The sequence below is a fragment of the Persicitalea jodogahamensis genome (genome assembly GCF_014651615.1).
GTDB lineage: Bacteria > Bacteroidota > Bacteroidia > Cytophagales > Spirosomataceae > Persicitalea > Persicitalea jodogahamensis.
Window position 1 is genome coordinate 150,954 of record NZ_BMXF01000006.1, and the last position, 21,861, is coordinate 172,814.

General features: G+C 53.2%; 17 protein-coding genes and 2 tRNA genes. 11 read left to right on the forward strand and 8 right to left on the reverse strand.

Annotated elements, in window-relative coordinates; translation table 11 throughout:
* The first annotated feature begins 100 nt into the window (after positions 1-100).
* Entirely contained in the window at positions 101-2,071 is a 1,971-nt protein-coding gene (locus tag IE117_RS23180) for a sialate O-acetylesterase (RefSeq protein ID WP_189567879.1), read from the forward strand.
* A gap of 9 nt (positions 2,072-2,080) precedes the next feature.
* On the opposite strand, the gene IE117_RS23185 is transcribed toward IE117_RS23180, so the two are convergent.
* Complete coding sequence (locus IE117_RS23185) at positions 2,081-3,949, reverse strand: PorZ beta-propeller-like domain-containing protein (RefSeq protein ID WP_189567880.1); 1,869 nt, start codon at positions 3,947-3,949, stop codon at positions 2,081-2,083.
* 78 nt (positions 3,950-4,027) lie between these two features.
* Between IE117_RS23185 and IE117_RS23190 the strand changes: the two genes are divergently transcribed.
* The 3 genes from IE117_RS23190 to IE117_RS23200 all read left to right on the forward strand — a co-directional run bounded on the left by IE117_RS23190 (position 4,028) and on the right by IE117_RS23200 (position 7,496).
* Positions 4,028-5,065, forward strand: coding sequence for a toxin-antitoxin system YwqK family antitoxin (locus IE117_RS23190; protein ID WP_229581361.1), 1,038 nt, complete (start codon positions 4,028-4,030; stop codon positions 5,063-5,065).
* Positions 5,066-5,127: 62 nt separating this feature from the next.
* On the forward strand, positions 5,128-6,831 hold the full coding sequence (locus tag IE117_RS23195) for a glycosyltransferase family 87 protein (RefSeq protein ID WP_189567881.1): 1,704 nt from the start codon (positions 5,128-5,130) through the stop codon (positions 6,829-6,831).
* Between the two features lie 125 nt (positions 6,832-6,956).
* Complete coding sequence (locus tag IE117_RS23200; RefSeq protein WP_189567882.1) at positions 6,957-7,496, forward strand: CopD family protein; 540 nt, start codon at positions 6,957-6,959, stop codon at positions 7,494-7,496.
* Between the two features lie 99 nt (positions 7,497-7,595).
* On the opposite strand, the gene IE117_RS23205 is transcribed toward IE117_RS23200, so the two are convergent.
* Together IE117_RS23205 and IE117_RS23210 are read right to left on the reverse strand one after the other, a co-directional pair.
* Positions 7,596-7,677 (reverse strand) — tRNA-Leu (locus tag IE117_RS23205).
* Positions 7,678-7,728: 51 nt separating this feature from the next.
* Positions 7,729-9,231 carry a xylulokinase gene (locus IE117_RS23210; protein WP_189567883.1) on the reverse strand — a complete coding sequence of 501 codons (1,503 nt, stop codon included), beginning with the start codon at positions 9,229-9,231 and terminating at the stop codon, positions 7,729-7,731.
* Positions 9,232-9,484: 253 nt separating this feature from the next.
* On the opposite strand from IE117_RS23210, the gene IE117_RS23215 reads away from it, so the two are divergent.
* A complete protein-coding gene (locus tag IE117_RS23215) occupies positions 9,485-11,086 on the forward strand; it encodes a GMC family oxidoreductase (RefSeq protein ID WP_189567884.1) in 1,602 nt (533 codons plus the stop codon).
* A gap of 13 nt (positions 11,087-11,099) precedes the next feature.
* On the opposite strand, the gene IE117_RS23220 is transcribed toward IE117_RS23215, so the two are convergent.
* Positions 11,100-12,236 carry a DmpA family aminopeptidase gene (locus IE117_RS23220; RefSeq protein WP_189567886.1) on the reverse strand — a complete coding sequence of 379 codons (1,137 nt, stop codon included), beginning with the start codon at positions 12,234-12,236 and terminating at the stop codon, positions 11,100-11,102.
* A gap of 92 nt (positions 12,237-12,328) precedes the next feature.
* Positions 12,329-12,871: a hypoxanthine phosphoribosyltransferase gene (gene hpt, locus IE117_RS23225; protein ID WP_189567887.1), complete on the reverse strand. Its 543-nt coding sequence runs from the start codon at positions 12,869-12,871 to the stop codon at positions 12,329-12,331.
* A 112-nt stretch (positions 12,872-12,983) separates the two neighbouring features.
* Between hpt and IE117_RS23230 the strand changes: the two genes are divergently transcribed.
* Entirely contained in the window at positions 12,984-14,222 is a 1,239-nt protein-coding gene (locus IE117_RS23230) for a tetratricopeptide repeat protein (protein ID WP_229581363.1), read from the forward strand.
* Positions 14,223-14,339: 117 nt separating this feature from the next.
* Positions 14,340-14,412: transfer RNA gene (locus tag IE117_RS23235), tRNA-Phe, on the forward strand.
* A gap of 114 nt (positions 14,413-14,526) precedes the next feature.
* On the opposite strand, the gene IE117_RS23240 is transcribed toward IE117_RS23235, so the two are convergent.
* From IE117_RS23240 to IE117_RS23250, 3 genes are all read right to left on the reverse strand, one after another.
* Positions 14,527-15,348, reverse strand: a complete 822-nt coding sequence (locus IE117_RS23240; protein ID WP_189567889.1) for a lysophospholipid acyltransferase family protein — start codon at positions 15,346-15,348, stop codon at positions 14,527-14,529.
* A 102-nt stretch (positions 15,349-15,450) separates the two neighbouring features.
* Positions 15,451-15,855 carry a VOC family protein gene (locus IE117_RS23245; protein ID WP_189567891.1) on the reverse strand — a complete coding sequence of 135 codons (405 nt, stop codon included), beginning with the start codon at positions 15,853-15,855 and terminating at the stop codon, positions 15,451-15,453.
* Entirely contained in the window at positions 15,834-16,637 is an 804-nt protein-coding gene (locus IE117_RS23250; RefSeq protein ID WP_189567893.1) for a sialate O-acetylesterase, read from the reverse strand. The genes IE117_RS23245 and IE117_RS23250 overlap by 22 nt, the downstream gene beginning before the upstream one ends.
* 109 nt (positions 16,638-16,746) lie before the next feature.
* Here IE117_RS23250 and IE117_RS23255 point away from each other — a divergent pair, with 109 nt between their 5' ends.
* From IE117_RS23255 to IE117_RS23270, 4 genes are all read left to right on the forward strand, one after another.
* Positions 16,747-17,121 carry a DUF3127 domain-containing protein gene (locus IE117_RS23255; RefSeq protein WP_189567895.1) on the forward strand — a complete coding sequence of 125 codons (375 nt, stop codon included), beginning with the start codon at positions 16,747-16,749 and terminating at the stop codon, positions 17,119-17,121.
* 174 nt (positions 17,122-17,295) lie between these two features.
* Positions 17,296-18,192 carry a mechanosensitive ion channel family protein gene (locus IE117_RS23260; protein WP_189567897.1) on the forward strand — a complete coding sequence of 299 codons (897 nt, stop codon included), beginning with the start codon at positions 17,296-17,298 and terminating at the stop codon, positions 18,190-18,192.
* Positions 18,193-18,268: 76 nt separating this feature from the next.
* On the forward strand, positions 18,269-21,034 hold the full coding sequence (locus tag IE117_RS23265; RefSeq protein ID WP_189567899.1) for a DUF6797 domain-containing protein: 2,766 nt from the start codon (positions 18,269-18,271) through the stop codon (positions 21,032-21,034).
* A 115-nt stretch (positions 21,035-21,149) separates the two neighbouring features.
* Positions 21,150-21,854, forward strand: a complete 705-nt coding sequence (locus IE117_RS23270; protein WP_189567901.1) for a hypothetical protein — start codon at positions 21,150-21,152, stop codon at positions 21,852-21,854.
* Positions 21,855-21,861 lie beyond the last annotated feature (7 nt).

The following is a 21,861-nucleotide window of genomic DNA, read 5'->3' on the forward strand; positions in this document are numbered from 1 at the left end:
GCATGGTAAAACCTCCTGATCCTAGTCGAGATCAGGAGGTTTTATTGTATTCCCGCTTTCATAATTGATACAGATTTCAAAACCCACCCAATATTTTATCATGTTAAAGAAAACGATTATTCCAATTTTTTTCCTGCTCCTTACCACTACCCTTGCCACGGCTCAACTCAAAGTGGCCCGCATCTTCGGCGACCACATGGTGCTGCAGCGCGAGAAGCCGGTTCAAGTCTGGGGTTGGGCAGATAAGGGCGATAAAGTTGAACTAACCTTCAACCAGCAGAAAGCCACCGCCAAAGCCGACGCCAACGGCAAGTGGATGGCCGAACTGCCCGCCATGCCTGCGGGTGGTCCCTACGAGCTGGTGGTAAAGACCAGGAAGGACGAAGTGAAGCTGACGGATATTCTGGTCGGAGAAGTTTGGCTGCTGTCGGGGCAGTCGAACATGGAGTGGCGGGTAAAGAACTCCGATAGTGCGAAAGTCGAGATCGCACGGGCCAACTACCCCAACATACGGCACTTTGAGGTGGCACACGAACTGGCCTTTACGCCCGAAAAAGACCTGAACTCAGGTGACTGGAAAATTGCTTCTCCCGCCACGGTGGGCGATTTCTCGGCGGTGGGGTACTTTTTTGCGCGGGACCTTGTCCAACAGCTGGGCGTTCCGGTGGGCCTGGTGCATTCATCCTGGGGCGGCTCACAGATCGAAGGCTGGATTAGCGAAAAAGCCATGCGCGAGTCGGATGTCTTGAACTATTACCCCGAAACGATGGCGCGTAGTTGGGACGATGATGCCAAAAAGCAGGAAAAAAAGCTAATTACTCAGGCCTATGGATCGGCTGATTTCGATCCGCAATCAGTGGATGAGAGCAAGTACCTTTCCCCTGACTACGACTTCAATCAGTGGAAAATACAAGTAAATCCTCAGGGCCAATGGGTGTGGCAGGGGATTGGTGGCTACCGGGGTACGGCCTTCATCGAGCGTACCGTAGAAATCCCCGCCGAAATGGCCAATACTGAAACTACCCTGCACTTCGGGCGCAATACCGGCGACCTTATATTTTACATCAATGGCAAAAAAGTTTTTGAGGGAAGTACCCAGGATGCCATTGCGCTGAAACTCCCGGCGGGAACCTGGAGGTCGGGCAAAAATGCCCTGCTAGTGAAACTTGGCCCAATGCGCGAACCCGCTTATTTCGGGATGGGGTTCATGGGTAGCCCGGCTGATTTCTCTGTAAAGGGAGCGGGCCAAAGCCTCCCGTTGGTGGATGAACGCTGGAAAATGGTCCCGTCATTGAAGTCACCGCGTACCTACGATCATTTTATGAATAACGTCGGCACCACGATCTACAATGCCATGATCGCCCCGCTCATTCCCTATACTATCGCCGGAGCGCTATGGTACCAGGGCGAGACCAACGCCGGACGGGCCTACCAATACCGCAAGTCGTTTCCGCTGCTGATCGAAAGCTGGCGCAAGGATTGGGGCTACGATTTTCCGTTTTTGTTCGTGCAACTTGCCACTTACGGGCCGTTCCAGAATAGTAACGAAGGCAGCGACTGGGCCGAACTGCGCGAAGCCCAAACGATGACGCTCAGCCTGCCCAAGACGGGCATGGCCGTCACGACCGACATCGGTAATCCCGACAATATTCACCCTACCAACAAGCAGGACGTCGGCCACCGCCTCGCGCTGGCGGCCATGAAGATTGCTTATGGCAAGGATGATATCGTTTTTAGCGGTCCGACTTTAAAGGAGGTACAATTTAGCGGCCAGAAAGCAATCATCTCTTTCGACCACGTCGGCGGCGGTTTGATGGTGAAGGAAAAGTACGGCTACCTCAAAGGCTTCGAAATCGCCGGGCGCGATCATACGTTTTACTATGCTCCCGCCCGCATCGAGGGCGATAAGGTAGTCGTGTCGCATCCCGATGTGCCGGAACCCGTCGCTGTGCGCTACGGCTGGGCCAATTCTCCTATCGACAACAACCTGTTCAATGCCGAAGGATTGCCCGCAGTGCCGTTTCGGACGGACGACTGGAAAGGAAAAACAGAAGGAGGGAAGTTTCAGTAAGGCGTGAATTCACTCCACAACTGCCAACTTCCCCGCTACGCTCTCTGAGCCATCGGGCGAGATCAGAAGTACCAGGTAAATACCGCCTTTGGCGCGGCGCCCGGTGTAATCCAGCAAATTCCAGCTGGCCGTGCCGCCCTGAGAGCGGGCTTCGAACACCAACCTTCCGGCCAGATCGGTGATTTTTACCACTGTTTCGTCCCGCAAGCCTTTAACGCCGACTACGCCCGCGTAACCGGGTCGCACGGGGTTGGGAAAAATCGTGATTTCCTGCAAGGTAGTACTGGGAGCCGTGGCATCGGAGCGGTAGGAAACCATCCCGTTGGGCGTGTCGACGTAGAGTCGCCCGGTGGCCTCGTCAAATTGCAGAGCCAAAATATTATCGGCAGGCAGCGGGCTATCGGCGGCGGTGAATTGCCGGATGAGTTGGGTGCCGTCGGGGCTAAAAAGGTACAGACCACTGCGCGTTCCTACCCACTTGCGGTTGCCCGGCTCGGTAACGATAGCCGTGCTGAATGCGTCGCGCAGCAAACGCCTCTGACCAAATAGCGGAAACACCGCGTTGACCGCTCCGCCCGAAAGAAGATCACTCTCCGGCACAAAGTACCCCACGCCCTGGTCGGCGGCGAACCAAACGAGACCATTGCGGTCCAGCGACAAACTATTGACGCGGGAGGAGGGCAGCCCACCGTTGTTGGGCGAAGTTGACAAGTACCTTTGTTGTTGGGTCGTTGGATTTTTTACCAAAATGCCGCCTCCCAAAGTATTTGGCAGCCGAATCCACTGCAACCCATTTCGATCCACGACGACGGAGTCGGTACGGTTGTTGATGGTAGTATCTCCGACGGTGGATGCCGCCGCCACGGGGCTATACGATTGGTAACTACCCGTGAAATTACTGACCAAACCACTTTGGCTATCGGCTACCCACAGATTACTGGCCGCATCCAGAATGGCCTCCTGCGGCGCGACCAGCAGAGGATCGCGGAAGCCGGTAGCCTGGTCCTGCGGGCTGAGCGTCACGACGCGGTTGTCGAGCGCGGTCACGAGGCGGTCGTTCACGACACGGAATTGAAAGCGCTGGCTGGTGGCAGGATAAACGATTTGCCAGGCGTCTATTTCTTTTTCTTTGCGGAATATTCCCTGGCCGGGTATTCCCGCGTACAGTTTTTCCTGCAAAACAGCGATGGACGTAAGGACGGCAGGCGCGGGTACTTTCTGCCAATTGCCGTAAAACTGGCGGTTGACGTTTTCGCTCAGGGAAGCCCGCAGAATTCCCTGTGAACTGAGCGCGAATAGGCTATCGCGGGAAAAGGCGACACCAAAAACGGCCACTTCCGAACCGCCTGGTCCGATGTTGCGGTACGTTTCGCGGACCTCGCGCTGGAATGGATCGAGCACCACCACGCCGAAGGCAGTGCTGACATAGGCCAGATTTTGCCGAAAGGTAGTTTGGTAACTGCGGCGGTTGGCCGGGAGGTTTGGAGCATCACGCAGGATCGGCCATTCGCTGGTATTTAGTACCTTGGCGTTCTCATCAAGTTCGACAAGGTCTATATTGCCGTTGCGGTAGCTCAACAGTAGTAGTCGGCTGGCTGGCTCGTAGGCCAGGCTGCTGATACCCGTGTCGTGAAGTCCGTTGATTTTTGAATAAATAAAAGTGCTGTCGTCTGACGGCCGGTAGCTGAACAGGCCGTTGTAGGTAGCACAGAAGAAGCGGTCCTGTACTTGTACGATGTGCCGGGCCGAGCGGTAGTTGAAGTGTGTCTGCCAGCCACCTAGCGGAACGTCGCCCGGCGGAATTTTCTGGGCCACCGTGTTACTATTCCTGAAAAAAAGCAGCGCAAAAAGCAGTAGCAAACCAGAAATTCTCCTCATAAATCAATAACGAACGGCGGTTTTCGTTACCTAAATTGGCAACGATCAGTTAGAGAGAACGCCAAAAAGAATAAAAACATGATACAAAGGGCGGCCTTCGGGTTGGGTATTTTGTGGATCGCGCTCATGTCACCGGCCTGGGCGCAAACCGATACGAAAAACAAATCGGCTGGGGGGCGTACCGCCAAAGACCGGGTGCAGAACGCGCAGTCGAAGGCGGATTCGCTACGGGCCAAATTACAAAAATCCACCGGACTCGATGTGTCCGGACTGGACCCCTCGGCCAGTGTGTCGCTGCCCGGCGGAAAGGGAAAGTCGGAAAGCCTCTCCAAATTACTGGGCGAAACCATCCCTGATCTTGGTCTGAAAGCCAAGGAATTCAAGAGCCGGCGCTCCGAACGCCGCCGTAAAGCCAAAAAAGGTCGCCTGGCTCGGGTACAATATGAAGGTATCCCGATGCAAAAAGTACTGGTGAAGTACGGCAGCGGTGACCGCGCCCGCATCGAGGAGTTTCACGTGCTGAAAGCGTACGAACCTATTAGTCCTTACGCGCCGTACAATCGCTGGTACGATTTGAAAAAGAAGCAGTTGAGCTCGTCGGTTATCAAGGATAAAGAGAAGTCTCTGCCGTTGCACGGGCCGTATAAGCGCTACGTGGCGGGCGACTTGATCGAAGAGGGGTTTTATTACAAAGGTACCAAGGATGGGCGCTGGGTGACCTACGATGCCAATTACGACCTTGTGGACAAATCGCACTGGTACCGGGGGTTCCCGGCGGAGTCGCGGATTACCTACTACGATTCCGCGCACACCAAGATCAAGGAAGTCGTTCCCGTGCAGTTTGAGGAAATTGATGGTGATTATCTTTCATTTTATGACGAGGGGCAGCTAATGCAAAAAGGCAAGTACGACGGCGGCGTAAAAGTGGGCCGCTGGGTGGAGTACTACCAATACCGCCGAGCCCGTAAAAAGGAAATTCAATACCGCAAGAGCCGCTGGGACGAGGACTTCGAGCCGTTCGTACTACGCGAGTGGGACGAAAAAAATAAGCTCATTTTTGATAGCAGCAAAGACCCCCGCGCCACCGCCGAGGTGGACGATGACGATCCAAAATGATCGTTCTCTTGGAATCTTTCCTAATTTTGGCGTCGATTTTCCCTGTTCGCTGACGCCCATCCATGACCTTTCTCCGTTCATTCATTACTTTTCTGCAAAAAAACACCTGGCTGGCGGCATTGCTGTGTGCGCTGCCGGTTTTTGTCTACGGCCTTGTTTTTTCGCAAATCGCCCTCAATGTCAACTACGTCGCTTTTGACGATATCCTGATTCTGGGCATAATCCCCGGTTTTGAGGATGCTTCCTGGCTCGAACGCTGGCAACGACTTACTGATCCTTTTCCCGAGCACCGCCTGATTTTTTCCCGCTCGCTCGTGCTGCTTTCCTACTATGTTTTCGGCAAAGTGAACCTGGTCAGCCTGATGGTCATCGGTAATCTGTGCTGGGCGGGCTGCGCGGCGGTTTTCTACGCCGTCTTCCGCAGGCTGCGGCTATCGCTCTGGTACTTTGTCCCAATTGTCTGGCTCTGGTTTACCATTCACTCCTTCGAAAACATGTTCTGGGGTGTGAGTTCGCTTTGCAATTTCGGTCTATTGTTGTTCGCGATGCTGGCTTTTTACTTCGCTACGCATCGGCCCCGCCAGCTTTGGGCTTCGTGGCTTTTTGCCTTGGCGGCTACCTATACCTATGGAAACGGCATCGCCGTGTTTCCCGTTATTATTTTTTTACTTTGGGTAACCGGGCGGCGACGCGAATTTTTCCTCACGGCGGGCGTGGCGCTGCTGGTCGGATATGTCTACTTTCTGGGCTTTCCCCAGAAAACCGATAGCCTCGATTTTTCCGATTTCCAGCAAGTGAAAGAGGGACTGGCGGGATTTTTTGGCTTCATCGGCTCCATTGCCGCGCTGGATGCTTACACTACCGACCCCGTACCATTGGGGCTGGCCGTGGTAGCGGGCATAGCAATCGTCGGGTTATTTCTATGGTTATTTCGCCGGGATATTTTGCCCCTATTCCGCTCGGTGCTGGGGAAGCCGCTGATACTTAGCCCGGCCGGGCAGTTTGCCCTAATCCTGATGGTGTTCGTGGCGATCACGTCCTTTGCCGTTATTTACAAGCGCATTCCGCTGGGAGGCTTCGAATCTTTGTTTAAAGGCCGCTACCGCATGTACACCGCACTGGCGCTGGTGTCGTTGCATTTTGGCGCCTTGGCATGGCTGGTACCGTCAAGGCGCCGTCGCTGGGGACTGGTGGCTGTGCCTTTGGGGATTTTCTTGAACCTAGCAATTCTTTACGCCAATTTTGCCGGGGCCGTGAACAACCGCCGAACAGCCATCGTGCAGGAATTCAATGCCCGCTACAACACCGATTGGCTGGGAGTACGCATGTTCGACATGGATCAGGCGCATTACGAGAAAATCCGGGCCTATTACCAGTCCGCCGACCCGCTGGCCGAGGGATGGAATCCTAACGCTGCCACCGACCAGCTTGCCTGTGCGGGCGATTACGCGCTGGACAGCTTGTTTCCTCACAGTGATGAAATCCACGTGTACAATTCCAAAGAGTTCATCGACGCCGAGCGCGACTATACCGACGGCCCTTACCTTTTGCTCAAATCAGATAGCCACGTGTACGCCTCGCCGCCCAATCAGCACGCGCTGCCCTTCGATACCTTCCTGAACATGCAGAGGTACTTTTCACGGGGCTTCGAAGGATCGTTTCATCAGGCCAACGTCGAACCAGGCAGGTACCGGGTTTACGTGTTGATTCGTAAAAACGGCAGGAACGCGATCTATTGTACGGGGCGGGAGTGGGAGGAAAAGTAAACTTGGAGTGGAACGCCGTCGGCGTTATTTGTGGTAGTTTTGTTGACCGATGACAACCTTGCCCTTTAAATTGAAGTTTTTGATCCAGAAACTGACCATATAGCACCGATAGCCGCCCGCCCACCATGTACCTCTACGTCAAATCTCTTCATATCATTTTCATCGTGAGCTGGTTTGCGGGGTTGTTTTATATCCCGCGCCTCTTTGTGTACCATACCGAGGCCAACGAGCGGCCCGAGGAAGAGCGCCGGATTCTGTTCCGGCAGTTTGTCAAGATGGAAGGGCTTCTGTTTCGCGCCATTATGGTGCCGGCGATGTGGCTTACGCTGGCTACGGGCTTTACGATGCTGTACCTGAGTCCGGCCTGGCTGAGCCAGGGCTGGATGCAGATTAAACTTGGTTTCGTGGCCGGGCTGCTTGTTTACCATTTTGGTGCCCGCAAATTGCTTTACGAATTGAAAGCCGAACGATTCCGGTTCTCTTCTTTTCAACTCAGGTTATGGAATGAAGTGGCGACGGTATTTCTGTTCGCCATCGTCTTCCTGGTCGTGCTGAAAAGTGCGGTGCAGTGGATTTGGGGCGTTGTAGGTCTGCTGATTTTTGCAGTAGTAATTATGGGAGCGGTGCGGATGGCAAAAAAGGCGCGTGAGAAGAAGTCTGTTTAGTCGCTGTTAGCTTTTTTGCTGGCGCATAAATTACGGTCAGGCTGGCCGTACCACACAAAAAAGCCTTCGCATTTGCGAAGGCTTTTTGCATTTGAAATGTGACGGAGGCGAGACTCGAACTCGCATGCTGTTAGGCACACGCCTCTGAAACGTGCGTGTCTACCAATTCCACCACTCCGCCAGATTGGGCCACAAAGATAGGTGGATGCAAATGAAATCTGCAAGCGTTTTTTTAAATATTTGAAATTTCACCGCCGGATTCACCATTTGCCTCTTTCCAGCGTCCGTAAGCGTCCCGGTATTCTTCTACCCGCCCGGCATCGGGTTCAATAGTATGCGTGGCGGTGAGACCCACAAAAGCTTCCTCGCGATTTTTATAGTAGCCTAAGCCCATGCCCGCACCCCGGGCGGCACCCTGAGAACCGTCAGTATTGTAAAGCTCCACCGTTGCCCCCGAAACGCTGGCAAAGGTTTCGCGAAAAATCGGGCTGAGAAACATATTGGCCTCCCCGGCGCGAATGTTTTTGAGCGACACGCCCAGGTTTTCCATCAACTGCATTCCGTAGTATAAAGCGAACACAATGCCTTCCTGCGACGCCCGAATGAGGTGACTCAGGCCGTGACGGTTGAACTGCAAACCCTGGAAGGTGGCACCAGGATCGCTGTTGCAGAGCATCCGCTCGGCGCCGTTGCCGAAGGGAAGACACAGCAGGCCATCGGAGCCGATGGGGGCTTGCGCGGCGAGGTCATTCATTTCAGGATACGACAAACGACGGTTCAGGATATTGTTCCGCAACCAGCTATTGACGATGCCCGTGCCGTTGACGCACAGCAACACGCCGTAGCGCGGCGTACCCAGCTTGTGGTTGACGTGCAAAAAAGTATTCACCCGCGACTCGGCGTCGAACTTCGACTGGTCACTCACGCCGTAAACTACGCCCGAAGTACCCGCGGTGGCAGCCACCTCGCCCGGTTCCAGTACGTTCAGCGAAAAGGCATTGTTAGGCTGATCCCCGGCACGGTAAGTGACGGGTGTTCCCTCTGCCAGGCCCAAAGCTTCGGCGGCAGAACTGGTAAGTTCTCCCTGATTGCCGAAGGTAGGAAACACCTGCGGCAATAAGTCGGCCTCAAAACCGAAGTAATCCAGTAAAAATCCGGCGGGCTGTTCGTCCAGAAAATCCCAGAAAATCCCTTCCGACAATCCCGAGGGCGTCGTGGCTACTTCATTTGTCATGCGGGCGGCCAGGTAGTCGCCGGGGAGCATGAACTTGTGGACTTTCGCGTACACTTCCGGTTCGTTCTGCTTGACCCATGCCAGTTTGGAAGCCGTAAAATTACCCGGCGAGTTGAGCAGATGTGGCAGCACTATCTCGGGGCCCATCGCTTCCAGGGCGGCGTTGCCTATCTCCACGGCGCGGCTATCGCACCAGATGATCGACGGGCGCAGTACATTCATTTCCTTGTCCACCACCACCAGGCCGTGCATTTGGTAGGAAATGCCGATGGCTTTCACCTGATCGGGCGAAAGTCCCGATTTCTGCATTACGGCTTTCGATGCCCGGCAGGCGTTGGCCCACCACTGTTCGGGTTGCTGTTCGGCGAAGCCCGGTTGCGGGGCATCCATTGGCATTTCGGTTTCGGGAAAGAAAGCCGAGGCTACCACTTGTCCCGTGTCGGCAGCCAGCAGGCAGGCTTTCACGGACGAACTACCGACGTCGAATCCAAGGAAGTACATAGGGGTTTTTAATTAAAAAGTGGTGAAGTTGATGTACAAAGGTACAAAGCTGCCAAGCGACAAAACAAGCGTACCTTGTTCAGTAGCTTTGTCGTGATGAGTATTCATAAATGCCGGAACGGAAAAAAGACGGATTCGGGAGTTTTTTGCCTAAATTCAGGGCGATATCATTTTTGGCGAAATGCCAGGCTGTACAGCTTCAGCTCGATCCTCAGCCCGACCGATTGACTTACTTTACCATCCATATCCAATCATGAAATTCGACTACATCATCGTGGGGGCAGGCTCGGCAGGCTGCGTTCTGGCCAACCGACTTTCGGCTGACCCTGCGGTTACGGTGCTACTGTTGGAAGCAGGCGGGCCGGATCGAAAAATGGAGATTCATATCCCGGCAGCTTATGCCAAACTGAATCGCACCGAGGTCGATTGGGGCTACTCTACCGAACCGCAGGAACACGTATTGAACCGCCGGCTGTATTTGCCCCGTGGCAAAACGCTGGGTGGAAGTAGTTCCATTAATGCAATGGCCTATGTGCGCGGCAATCGGGCCGACTATGACGAGTGGGCTGCGCTGGGTAATCCCGGATGGAGTTACGAAGAGGTACTTCCTTACTTTGTACGTTCGGAACATAATGAACAAATTACCAATCAGTATCATGGCCACGACGGCGAACTGAATGTGACTTTTGCCCAGCGGTATCAGACGCCCGTCGCGGAGGCTTTTGTGGCGGCCTGCGTAGAGAATGGGTTACCCGAAAACCGGGATTACAATGGGGCCGAACAGCGCGGTGCGGGGTTACTTCAGTTCACGATCAAAAATCAGAAACGGCATAGCGCATCGGCGGCCTTTCTGCGGCCCGTCATGAGTCGGCCCAATCTCACGATCATCACCCATGCCTTGACGGAACGCATTATTGTCCAGAATGATAGAGCAGTCGGTGTAGTTTTCCGGTCGGCCCGGTCGGGGCAGCAAGAGGCGATGGCCAGCAAGGAGGTGATTCTGTCGGCGGGCGTCTTTAACTCGCCCCAGCTGTTGATGTTGTCAGGCGTGGGCGACGCCGAAATGCTGAAAGCAAACGGTATTGCGGTTAAAAAACACTTACCCGGCGTTGGTCAAAACCTACAGGACCACCTGTTTTTCCCGATAACTACCCTGTCAAAAATTCCCCTGATTAATAATGAGCTGACTTTGCCCCGCCAACTACGGGGCTTCCTGCAGTACACCCTGTTCAAGAGCGGCCCCCTAACGATCAGCCCGCTGGAGGCAGTCGCCTTCCTGAAAGTGACCGACTCGCCTGATCCGGTGGATATGCAGTTCCATTTTTCACCCGTTCACCTGGGTAGAGATTACGTAGCCGACCTGTACGACCTTGACACATTGCCACGCACGGGCGGCTACATGGTGATGCCCATTTTGCTTAAACCCAAAAGCCGCGGTTATGTGAGCCTGAAATCTGCCAACGCCGCCGATGCGCCACGAATTCAACCCAATTTTTTTTCGGAAGAGGACGATTTGAAAATGCTTCTGGCAGGTACTAAAAAGGCGCTGGAGATTGTGCAGGCCAAGGCATTCGACGACTATCGCCAGGAAATCATTGCTCCGCCCGACTTGAGTTCGGAGGAGGCGCTGATTCTGCATATCAAAAAAAGCCTGGAAACCGTGTACCACCCAGTGGGAACCTGCAAGATGGGTGTGGATGAAGGAGCCGTTGTAGATGAAAAACTGCGCGTCCGAGGCATCGAGGGGCTAAGGGTGGTGGACGCTTCCATCATGCCCCGCATCGTGGCGGGCAACACCAACGCTGTCGCGATCATGATCGGCGAGAAGGGAGCAGATATGATTCTGGGAAAATAAATGAATGGGATGGTCAATTCACCCGCCCATATTTCTTCATCAGTTCCATCACCTTTTCGCGTGAAAGCTCCTGAATTTTGTGGCCTTGGGTACCTTCGGACGTCGTGGCCATGAAGAGAGAATTGACGATGGCTTCCTCCGTGGCCTCAATTGCCGCCAGGAAAAGTGGCGACATGTAGTCATTATGCAGCAATGTCACCGCCGCCGTGGGCTGATCGGTATCGTGCGGAATACGGTAAGCGGTGGAAAAGGCGATGACGTAATCTCCGCTACCGTTGGAGGCGATGCCTCCCGTGCGGGCCAGGCCCATAATGGCCCGCTTGGCCAGTCGTTTCAGGTTGCGGGCGTCGAGTGGGGCGTCTGTCGCCACGATCATCATGCACGATCCGTCCGACGACTTGTCCAGCGTTTCTTTGAAAGAATACTGACCCAATTCTTCGCCTACCGGAACGCCGTTGATTTGCAGCACGCCGCCAAAGTTGCTCTGCACCAGAATCCCCACTGTGTAGCCGCCCAGTTTTTCGGGTAGTTTGCGGGAAGAAGTACCAATGCCGCCCTTCCAGCCGAAAGCAACGGTGCCCGTTCCGGCCCCGACGTTGCCCTCAGCCACGGCGCCGCTTTGCGCCTTTTTAATGGCTTCCAGCACATGTTCCTTTTTCACGTGACGACCCCGAATATCATTGAGGTAGCCGTCGTTGGTCTCGCCTACCACCGGATTAGCCGAGCGCGCGTTTTCGTTGCCTGCCTGCCCGAGCGTCCAGTCGAGCAGCGCATCGGCGGCGGTGGGTACGCTCAGGGTGTTGGTCAGGATAATCGGTGTTTCGAGTGTACCCAGTTCCTCGACCTGCGAGGAGCCGGCCAGTTTGCCGAAGCCGTTGCCTACATACACTGCCGCTGGTACTTTCTGTTGAAACACATTGCCATCATGGGGCAAAATGGCCGTTACGCCCGTGCGGACGTCCTGCCCCTGCACCAGCGTCACCTGCCCGACTTTCACACCCGCCACGTCGGTAATGGCGTTCAGCTTTCCGGTGGGTAGTACGCCAATTTTAATATTTAACTCGCGGGGGCGGGGCTGGGCTTTCATTGAGGAAGAAAGGAGTCCTCCGACTACGCTCAGGATGACAGAGAAAAGGAGGACGAGTTTCATGATGGGTACTTTAATTCCAGATGATTTTCTTGCTTAGACTGATCAGCCATTCGGCAAATACTCACTTTGTGCCGGAGCGCCGTGCCGCTTTGTTACTCTGCCCCTTTTTCATACAAGACATGTATCCCGGCCAGATTCCTGCCGTGTTCTTCATAGTCAAGCCCGAAGCCGACGACGAAGCGATTTTCAATCTTGAAGCCGAGGTACCGGATGCGCACGTCTTCACGCAGGGCATCAGGCTTGTGAAGCAGGGTCGCGATTTCTACGCTGGAAGCTCCCTGGCCGCTGAGTTGGGCGGTGAGCTGGGCCATCGTCAAGCCGGTGTCTACAATATCTTCCACAATGACGACGTGGCGATCCTGAACCGATTCTTCCAGGCCGATAATCTGTTTCACGCGGCCTGACGACCCCATGCTCTCGTAGCTGGAAAGCCGCACGAACGTGATTTCGCAGGGGGTACTTAAGTGCTTGAACAACTCGGCGGCAAAAAGAAAAGCGCCTTTCAGCACCACGATGAACAGCGGGTTTTTACCTTCGTAGTCTTTATCAAGTTCGCGAGCCAGTTCGACAATCCGTTTTTCCAACTCGACAGGTTCCAGAAAAGGGACAAAGGTTTTATCTTTTATGGTAATCATAAACGTGTTTGGCAGAGATGCCCAAATTACCGCCTTTTTTAAAATTACTCCCCACCGCAAACGGAAAATTACGATCCTGCGTTACTTAGGACAAGATTTTTTGTCCGATTTTATGTCAAAAATAAATATTAAATATTCCCTCATATTGCTGTTTTTGGGGCTTCTGGCCTTGCCCTCGGCGCGGGCTCAGTCGCCTTATTCGCAGTCTGATCTGGACAAGAACTACGATATGCTGCTGGCAAATCCCGGCGTGCAGATCGAAGCGACCGAGGCCATCAACAAACTGTACAACTACAAATTTGGCGATGCGGAGGCAGAGTTCAATTGGTTGAGGTACCGCTACCCCAACCACCCCATGCCGCAGTTCCTGATGGGCCTGGCCGATTGGTGGAAGATTGTACCAAATACCGACAATACCGCCTACGACAATCGCTTCCTGGCCCGCATGGATTCATGTATTTATCTGGCGGAGAAGCTCTACGACCAGAAAGAAAACAAAGTGGAACCTGCCTTTTTTCTGGCCGCTTCCTACGCTTTCAAAGGCAGGCTCTACGCCGAGCGGCGGCAGTGGACCAAAGCCACTTTTGCGGGAAAAAATGCCCTGAAGTACCTCGAAAAGAGTAAAGGCTACGGCGACCTGAGTCCGGAGCTGCTCTTCGGCGACGGAATTTACAACTACTATTCTGAGTGGATTCCGAAGGAGTACCCGATCCTGAAACCGGTCCTGATTTTCTTTCAAAAGGGAAACAAGAAGCTGGGGATTCAGCAACTGGAGAAAGTGGCCAACAATGCTTTTTACACCCGGGTGGAGGCCCGCTACTTCCTTTTGCAGATTTATAGCCTGGAAAACCAGTATGGTAAGGCCTACGACATGGCCAAGTACATGTGGCAAACTTACCCGGACAACCCGTACTTCGAGCGGTACTTTTGCCGTTCGGCCTTCGTGACTGGTCATGCTGCCGAGGCGCAGCAGGCCGCCCGCAATATGCTGGATAAGATCGAGCGCCGCATGCCGGGCTACGAAGGCGTAAGCGGACGCAACGCGGCCTACGTGCTGGCATATTATAAGTTCAACTACGAGAAGAACTACGATGAAGCCGCCGACTACTACCAAAAGGCCATCAACTTCTCGGTGCAGACTAAGTCGCTGGACGCTGGCTACTACGTATCCTCGCTGATAGGACTAGGCAAAGTGGCTGAGGCAAGGAAAGACATTGAAGAAGCCCAACGCTACTACAAACTGGCCCTCGATAAGGCCGACCGGAAGTCGAGCCAGCATAAGGAGGCCAAGAAAGCGATCGACGACCTCAAAAAGTCCCGTCGTGAAGACCGCCGTAGCCGGAGAAGGTAGCCATCCGGCGCACCAAGCCGCAGATTTGATAAAAGTTTTTGAAAGATTTGTCAAAAATGTTTGGGCAATCCAAAACGGCCACCTATTTTTGCAGTCCCAAACGGGGCCAGTGAGCGCGGTGATGTAGCTCAGTTGGTAGAGCAAAGGACTGAAAATCCTTGTGTCGGCGGTTCGATTCCGTCCATCACCACTCAGAAAATCAGGCAGTTGCGATGTAAAAATCGTGACTGCCTTTTTTTTGTTCTAAAAGCTGCAATTAAAAGGACAAGCTGGTAGCTCGAAGAGAACTTTCCGGTCACCCTACCTACTCTTCCCCCAGCCACGTCATCCTTTCTTTCGGAATATCCTGCCCGATGGCGGTTGTGATCCGCGCGACCATACTTTCGACCGACTCGTCGGGCAGAAAGTGCATGGGTGGCTTGAATTGCACGGTGAGTTTGGTATTCCGCTTCTTGAAGCGCAGGCCCTTTTTGTCGAAAGCGCGACGAAATCCGTTGATTTCCACCGGGATCACGATAGGCTGGTGTTCTTTGATGAGGTAAGCCGTGCCTTTGCGGATGGGTGCGTAGGGCTTGGTGGTTCCCTGCGGGAAGCTCACAACCCAGCCGTGGTCGAGGCCCATGCCGATTTTGTCCTGGGCGCTGTTGTCGAGACTGCGTTTGACGTTTTCGCCCTGGGCCCGCCACGAACGCTCCACCGTAATGGCCCCGCCAATACTAAACAGCCGGGGCAGAATACCACCCTCTTTCATGGTTTCGGAGGCCGCCACGTAGTAGTTGCGGACGCGGGGCGAGAACAGGTAAAAAGGCGGTGAGATACTATCCTTATAGCCCCATTTCACAGCGCAGAAAATGTGGTAAAAAGCAATGACGTCGGCAAAGTAGGTCTGGTGATTAGATAGGAAAAGTACCCCATGGTCGGGCAGATTGAGGAGGTGTTCGGTGCCTTTGATGCGGATTTTGTTCACCGCCGTGTAGCGGTAGTAGGTAAACCAGCCGATGATCATAATCGCCAGCCGTCGCACGATCAGTAGGTTGCCGAACGGATCTTTCTCGAACAGACCCAAAAAGTCCAGCCGATCAAGCCACCTGGGAAGTACGCTGTATGTGGTCTTGGGTTTTAGCATTTACCATACATAATCTTGATTGCGCGTTTTGCGCAACACCACGATGATTCTTTTAAGCAAAAAAAGCTATTCCAAATCATTCACAAAGCGTTCTGAGCGGATTTATCTTTCCAAAAACTGAATCATATTCCCTTCTCCGTCCAGCGCCGAGCGCACTTTGCCGCCGCCGATGGCATCGATAATCTCGCTACTCCACGCAATCCCCTTGCGATCAAGGATAGCCACGGCTTCTTCCAGATTGGGTACCCGAAACGCCACGTGCGACCATCCCGGCGTCCAGGTGGTGCGCGTTTGGCGGGGTGTGTCGTCTTTGGGCATGATTTCCAGCAAAGTACCATCGGGTGCTTTCAAAATCCAGACGGGCTTGGGCGGACGGGCGTTCCAGTCACAATGCTGTTTTTCGTACCCCAGAAAGTCGCAGTACCAGTCGGCGAGTTTTTCCACGTCGTCCGCCGCCACAGCGGGGTGATCGATGCCCAGGAAGTCTATTTTTTCTGTATTTCCCATAGTTTTTCGGCGTAGCGTTTGCCCAATTCCCGCGCCGAAGGCGTATCGAAGTGCGTCGTGTCGCCTTTGTGGCTCAGACCTGCCGACGACACCGCGTACACATTCGGGTGGTTTTGGGGAAAGTTGGTTATGATTTGGTTGATTGGTAAAGCATTTGGATTCTTTTTAACGATGAAATCGCCCAAGGTACCCAGGATGATAGGCGTGTTGGGTGCGTCGAGGTCGCGGCGCAATCTGCTGAAAAATTCGTCGAGTTTCTCTTCGTAAACTTTGTTTCGCACCGGATTACTATCCGACTCGCCCTGATGCCAGAGAATCGCTTTGATTTTACCTTTCTTTTGGGCCTCGCTCACCCGTTGGAGCATGGCATCGTACGCGTAAATACCCGTTTGAGCGTGTTTTTGGCCTGGCTGCCAGTCGTCGATGCCGCTGCCGCCTACGGCGCAGGGAATCAGGCCGATTTGAGTTTTCGGGTTCAGCTCCAGCCAACGCTCGGCGAAGGCCAGCCCCGGCCCCACGCCTACCATCGTAGGCTTATCGAAGTGCAGCGGATCCCGGGCAACTACCCATTCATTTTCGGCATTCAACACCGCAATATTCTGATTCGCGGATTTTGGGTTAGCATCCAGCGGTCCGCGGCCGGCCATGTTGGATTGGCCAATCAGCAGAAAAAGATCCATTTCTCTGCCGGAAGTCGGCTTTTTTGACGCCGTGGCACAGGCCATGACCAGCCCCAACAGGACTAAACAGGCTGACTTACTCGCATTGATTTTAATTTTCATGAGCACAAAGGGCAGGTGTCCTGCCAGAATAACACTTTTTTTGATATGAGGGGCAAATCTTTTACTTTTGGCAAGGTATCAATTCAATTTTTTGTAAAAAATCATATTCATGGAAATATCAGGAACCGTAGTCTCGATTCTGCCGGAAATAAACGGTCAAGGCAAGAACGGTACGTGGCGCAAGCAGGAGTTTATTCTCGAAACCGAAGGCCAATACCCAAAGAAAGTATGCATCACCATGTGGGGCGACAAGATCGATCAGTTTGCCTTGTCTGAGGGTGAATTGGTGACCGCATCCATCGACGCCGAAAGCCGCGAATACAACCAGCGCTGGTACACCGATTTGAAAGCCTGGAAAGTGGAGAAAGGCGCGGCGGGCAGCGGCCAACCTGCCACGCCCAACAATGCACCCGGCGACTTCGGCCCGCCGCCCAACCCGGCTTTTGCACCCAGTGGCGGCTCAGACGATGATCTCCCCTTTTGATTAATTGACAGTTGACAATGAATCAGATATGGCACATTGTTCATAGTTTGAATTTTAAATAAAAGAAAGGGGAAGCCATCACTTCCCCTTTCTTTGTATGTGTCACCAGCTGAAACATTTAGCGGCGGAACACGTTTGAAATTAGGTTTCAAATAAAAAATTGCAACACACTTCATGAATCTCGATATTAACCAAGCGGTAGACTTACTCACAAGCAAACTAACTCTTTGGGCTAAGGAATTTATCCGTCTGCTGCCCAACATCGTGCTGGCTGCCGTTATTCTGGTGCTCGGCCTTTACCTTGCCAAACTTATCCGCAAGCTGGCCCTGAAACTGATTCGTAAGGTTTCCCACATCGAAACCATCAATACGCTCTTCGGTTCGGTGATTTACGCCATTGCCATTGGGGTGGTGTTTTTCGTGGTACTTAGCGTGTTGAATCTCGATAAAGCCGTAACCTCCATTCTGGCGGGCGCGGGGATACTGGGCTTGGCGCTGGCCTTTGCCTTTCAGGATATTGCGGCCAACTTCATGTCGGGGATTTTCCTGTCGTTCCGCCGTCCGCTTGCTGTGGGCGACATCGTCCAGTCCAACGACCATATGGGGATCGTGGAGGAAGTCAACCTCCGCGACACGATGATTCGGACTTTCCAGGGGCAGCGGGTCATTATTCCGAACAAAGACGTTTTTCAAAATACCATCGAAAACTTTACCGTTTTGGGAAAACGGCGGCTGGATTTGTCCGTTGGCGTATCATACGGGGATAATTTGCAGAAAGTAAAGGAAATTGCCCTGGCTGCCGCCGCAAAAGTGAGCGTGAGGGCGAGGGATGAGGAAATCACGCTCTTTTACAATGAGTTCGGCGACAGTTCCATCAATTTCAGCATTCGCATCTGGATGCAGGACACTGCCCAGCCTACCTTTCTGCAAGGTCGTCACGAGGCCATCATGCACATCAAAGAAGCCTTCGATGCCAACGACATCATGATACCCTTCCCGATCCGTACGCTGGATTTCGGGATCAAGGGCGGGGAGAAACTGTCGGACCTGGGTCTTTTTGGGAAGGAGTAGGACAGTCCTTAGGGTATTCCCCCATATTCTCCGTCTGCTAAGTACGAAGACATTTTACTTTTAATGGAATTTTTCAATGTTGAGATTATCGCGTGAAATCTACGGTCTGATTACGTTCGGCGTTCTACTTATCGCTTTCGTACTGTTGTCGGGTAGTTCAGGCTACCAAAAATTGATTACCAGCAACCCCGACTCCCTGGAAATCGCTCCTTTCGTCGAACCTGATTTTCCCTTCATCTCCACTTCCATCGATGCACGTAAACTAGGCACCGGTTTCCCCACTGATAACCAGGCCGCGCGAACGCTCGCCATCCGGCTGGGCGACAGCGCCTACGTCTGCTTCGATACCGATCTGCTGCGGTGGTCGGTGGCCTGGACGCGAAAGTTCATGCCTATGACCCTGATGCATCAGGTTTCGTACGACGATTTTTCCAATAAAAACAACAAGCTTGCCACCATAGCGGGAGCACCCCAGATCGCGACGGGCAGCTACGCGGGATGGGTAGCCCTGCAAGGCAACCCACCGACTTTTGCCGTACCCACTCCCAAAAACGACTGGATGCCGCTACCCGCCGCCGAAGCGCGCTGGAATGGCATCTATACGCATGGCGATAAAGTCGTCCTGAACTACACCGTCGGGCAGACTAAGGTGATGGAAATGCCGGGTAGTTTGGATTTCAACGGAGAAACGGCCTTCGTCCGCACTTTCAAAATAGGCAGCTCGACCGACGCACTGGGCCTCGTACTGGCGGAGGTGACGAACGGGACGAAGACGCAGCAGAATTCAAAATTTGCCTATGTCTACCAGGGAGCTAATCAGGATACCGTCACGGCCATCGGGTTGGTGGGCAAGAACACGAAATTGCTGCAACCCGATGTTTCGGACAATAGCCATCTGAAAGTACGCTTTGCGCCTTCCGCTCAGGGGACCGAAGCGACGGTGATGGTCTGGAAAGGTCCGGCCCGGATGATCAAACAATTCGAGAAAGCCTGTAAATCTGCTCGCATTGCGTTTCCTGATGTCCAGAAAGGCGGTCCGGCCTACTGGAAGGAAGAGGTAACAACGCGTGGTGTACTTTCGCCCGACACAGCAGCCTTCGTGACGGATAAGCTCACCCTGCCGCTACCCAATCCCTGGAGGCGGAATGTCCGGGTGGCCGATGTCTCTTTCTTCAAAAACGGTCGCGCGGCGGTAATTACCTTCGAGGGCGATGTCTGGCTGATTGACGGCATCGACCGAAACCTGCAAAATATCCAATGGAAACGCTTCGCGTCCGGTCTGCACGAGACCATGAGCATCGAAGTCGTAAATGACGAAATTTATATTTTCGGCCGGGAAGGCATTGTCCGATTGCACGATCTCAACGGCGACGATGTGGCTGATTATTACGAAAATTTCTCCAACGTCATGTCGCAGTCGCCCGAGGGTAGAGAATGGGCTGGAGACGTAGTTCCCGTGCCCGAGGGTGGATTTTACATCGCCAAGGGCGGCAGCCTGAGCAACGGCCCCGGCGTCACTCCCCAGGTTGCCAAAGGCTTCCGGAAAGGCTCGAAGCACAACGGAACCATCCTGAAAATTTCACCCGACGGTCGCGAGGCGGAGGTGATTGCGACGGGCTTTCGCGGGCCTTATCTGGGTATTAATCCCAAAACGGGCGTGCTTACTGCCTCTGACCAACAGGGAAATTTTGTGCCTTCATCTCCCATTTATCTGGTCAAAAAGGGCGATTACTACGGCGTAAGTCCCACGGAGCACCGAACGGACAATCCACCGATCGCCCCGCCGCTCACCTGGATTCCTCATCACATCGATCAGTCCAGCATTGGCCAAGCCTGGGTGACCAGCGACAAAATGGGACCTTTAAGCGGTGGTTTGATTCACTTTTCCTATGGTCGTCCCGGTTTGTTCCGGGTACTGATGGATAGTACTTCTCAAGGCATTCAGGGCGGGCTTTCCATGATTCATGCCGACTATCCGGCTCCTACGTCCAAAGGAACGACTAATCCGCAGGATGGCCAGATTTATGTAGCCGGTTTCAATCTGTGGGGCTCCAACTCCAAGGGGCTGAGCGCGCTGCTGCGGTTGCGTTATACGGGCAAGCCCAGCTATATGGTCGATCAATTCGAAGCGGGTAAGCAGGGCATCGTGCTGAGCTTCGACTCCGAACTCGACGCCGTTACGGCCACTAATCCCGACAATTTTCAGATTAAACGCTACAACTACCTCCGCACCGAAGAATACGGTTCGGGCCATTACAAGCTGGACGGCTCGACGGGCGAAGAGCCGATGTTTGTTTCGGCCGCTTACTTGTCGCCCGACCGAAGAAAGGTACTTCTGCTGGTACCGGAAATGAAAGAGGTAATGCAAATGGAAGTGAATTACCAGATAACGGCCAAAGACGGGCACAAAATCGCCGATGAGTTTTGGTTTACCGTCAATTATCTGGAAGATATTGCTCCTGCAAAGTATGGTTTTACCAATGTGGACTACACGCAACTGACAGCCCGCCGGAACGTTCTGGAAAAACCCAAAGAGGTAGCTTCGGCGGAAAAGGGCAAGGCAATCTTCACCAAAACGGCCTGTGCCGGTTGCCACTCGGAAGGTACCCGCACCAAGGGCATGTACGGTCCGCCTTTCCAGGGGTTGTATGGCGCGAAACGACCGCTGGAAGACGGCTCCACCGTGATCGCCGACGACGCCTACCTGCGGGAGTCCATCCTGAATCCAACCGCCAAAATTGTTAAGGGCTATAATCCCGAAATGCCGTCATTTCAGGGGATTCTGTCCGACACGGATATTGAATCGGTGATACTGTTTGTGAAGTCGTTAGGGGAGAAATAAGGTCTTTTGGCAGGTAGTTTCGGTCATTGCCAACCGTTTACTAACTGTTTTGGGTGAGATTGACAAGAAAGTCTATTTTAGGGGTACTTTCTATACTTCTCTAAAAGATAGAATCATGAGCAACCCAAACCTCACTTCATTTCTAGAAAAAAATCACTTTGTTCAAGGAGATAAACGGCTAAAATTTGTGCGGGAAACTGAGCTCGGCCCGTTAGAGCTGTGGTTTCAACCCTTAAAAAGAACAAAATACGCCGGGGAGATACGGTACACAGAATTTGTAGGATGTCGGGTGACGCTCTCGATGAAATTGAATGTACCTTCCCGTTTTATGGTTGGCGATTCGAATGCTATTGATAACCGCCTTGCAAACTTTGTGAATAAAAAGCGGGGGCGCGAGCTGATAAAGCTGAAAGATCCGGGAAATCATCTGAGTGCCTGGGTAGCTTCCAGAACATGGAGCGAAAATATACTTGATGACACCGAGGTGAAGGACGCACTCGCTGCACTCTTCCATACCAACGAGAAAAGTAGAAGACAGCAAAGTTTGACCCTCGATCCCTTGCAACTTACTTATAGTTATCGCATGGGTCAGGTCGATCTGGAAGCGCTGGATGCACTGATTCCACCCTACCTTGTGGTGGCTAAAAAGGTAAAGGAAGCCAGAGAGCCCGAAGAAAAACTGAGCTTGACATCCACCGAAAACTACGTGCTGAAACACCCCTACCGCGTGGCTATCTTCGTTATCCTGGGCTTGATGCTGTTGCTGGTAGTGCCGTTTATTATAATTGGATTGTTTATGTTCATGTTTGCAAGCAAGTAACCTTATT

Excerpts from the sequence above, each read along its gene's own strand:
- IE117_RS23180 (WP_189567879.1), top strand. The coding sequence starts at position 101 with ATGTTAAAGAAAACGATTATTCCAATTTTTTTCCTGCTCCTTACCACT.
- IE117_RS23185 (WP_189567880.1), bottom strand. The coding sequence starts at position 3,949 with ATGAGGAGAATTTCTGGTTTGCTACTGCTTTTTGCGCTGCTTTTTTTC.
- IE117_RS23190 (WP_229581361.1), top strand. The coding sequence starts at position 4,028 with ATGATACAAAGGGCGGCCTTCGGGTTGGGTATTTTGTGGATCGCGCTC.
- IE117_RS23195 (WP_189567881.1), top strand. The coding sequence starts at position 5,128 with ATGACCTTTCTCCGTTCATTCATTACTTTTCTGCAAAAAAACACCTGG.
- IE117_RS23200 (WP_189567882.1), top strand. The coding sequence starts at position 6,957 with ATGTACCTCTACGTCAAATCTCTTCATATCATTTTCATCGTGAGCTGG.
- IE117_RS23210 (WP_189567883.1), bottom strand. The coding sequence starts at position 9,231 with ATGTACTTCCTTGGATTCGACGTCGGTAGTTCGTCCGTGAAAGCCTGC.
- IE117_RS23215 (WP_189567884.1), top strand. The coding sequence starts at position 9,485 with ATGAAATTCGACTACATCATCGTGGGGGCAGGCTCGGCAGGCTGCGTT.
- IE117_RS23220 (WP_189567886.1), bottom strand. The coding sequence starts at position 12,236 with ATGAAACTCGTCCTCCTTTTCTCTGTCATCCTGAGCGTAGTCGGAGGA.
- hpt (WP_189567887.1), bottom strand. The coding sequence starts at position 12,871 with ATGATTACCATAAAAGATAAAACCTTTGTCCCTTTTCTGGAACCTGTC.
- IE117_RS23230 (WP_229581363.1), top strand. The coding sequence starts at position 12,984 with ATGTCAAAAATAAATATTAAATATTCCCTCATATTGCTGTTTTTGGGG.
- IE117_RS23240 (WP_189567889.1), bottom strand. The coding sequence starts at position 15,348 with ATGCTAAAACCCAAGACCACATACAGCGTACTTCCCAGGTGGCTTGAT.
- IE117_RS23245 (WP_189567891.1), bottom strand. The coding sequence starts at position 15,855 with ATGGGAAATACAGAAAAAATAGACTTCCTGGGCATCGATCACCCCGCT.
- IE117_RS23250 (WP_189567893.1), bottom strand. The coding sequence starts at position 16,637 with ATGAAAATTAAAATCAATGCGAGTAAGTCAGCCTGTTTAGTCCTGTTG.
- IE117_RS23255 (WP_189567895.1), top strand. The coding sequence starts at position 16,747 with ATGGAAATATCAGGAACCGTAGTCTCGATTCTGCCGGAAATAAACGGT.
- IE117_RS23260 (WP_189567897.1), top strand. The coding sequence starts at position 17,296 with ATGAATCTCGATATTAACCAAGCGGTAGACTTACTCACAAGCAAACTA.
- IE117_RS23265 (WP_189567899.1), top strand. The coding sequence starts at position 18,269 with ATGTTGAGATTATCGCGTGAAATCTACGGTCTGATTACGTTCGGCGTT.
- IE117_RS23270 (WP_189567901.1), top strand. The coding sequence starts at position 21,150 with ATGAGCAACCCAAACCTCACTTCATTTCTAGAAAAAAATCACTTTGTT.